This is a genomic window from Burkholderia sp. HAN2018 (genome assembly GCF_024704855.1).
Classification (GTDB): Bacteria; Pseudomonadota; Gammaproteobacteria; order Burkholderiales; family Burkholderiaceae; genus Burkholderia; species Burkholderia cepacia.
In genome coordinates, this window is sequence record NZ_QOBB01000574.1 from 1 (window position 1) to 368 (window position 368).

The 368-nt window shown below is 62.2% G+C and carries 1 protein-coding gene; it reads right to left on the reverse strand.

Features of this window, described 5'->3' with window-relative positions; all coding sequences use genetic code 11:
* Positions 1 to 368 (reverse strand): amidohydrolase family protein (locus tag DPV74_RS42210; protein WP_162923366.1); only part of this gene is annotated, 368 nt, incomplete at both ends.

A 368-nucleotide genomic window follows, 5' to 3' on the forward strand; every position in this document is an offset into this window, starting at 1 on the left:
CCCAGCGCCGCGATACGATCCATCGACTTTTCGGTGATGGTTTCCGCGTGATCGAAGAACCAGTTCAGCCCTTCGAGCGGGATGTCCTTGTTCACCTTCTCGAACACGTCGAGCGCGCGGCTGATCGTTTCGTCGTACGTCGCATGCATGCGCCACGGCCAGCGGTTCTGCGCGAGCACGCGCACGACGCCCTCGAGATCGTCTTCCATCTGCGCCGGCAAGTCCGGACGCGCGACGCGGAAGTCCTCGAAGTCGGCCGCCGAGAACACCAGCATTTCGCCCGCGCCGTTGTTGCGGAAGTAGTCGGTGCCGTCGTGATACTTCGTGCTCTTCGTCCAGTTCACGAAGTCTTCCTTCTCGGCGTTCGG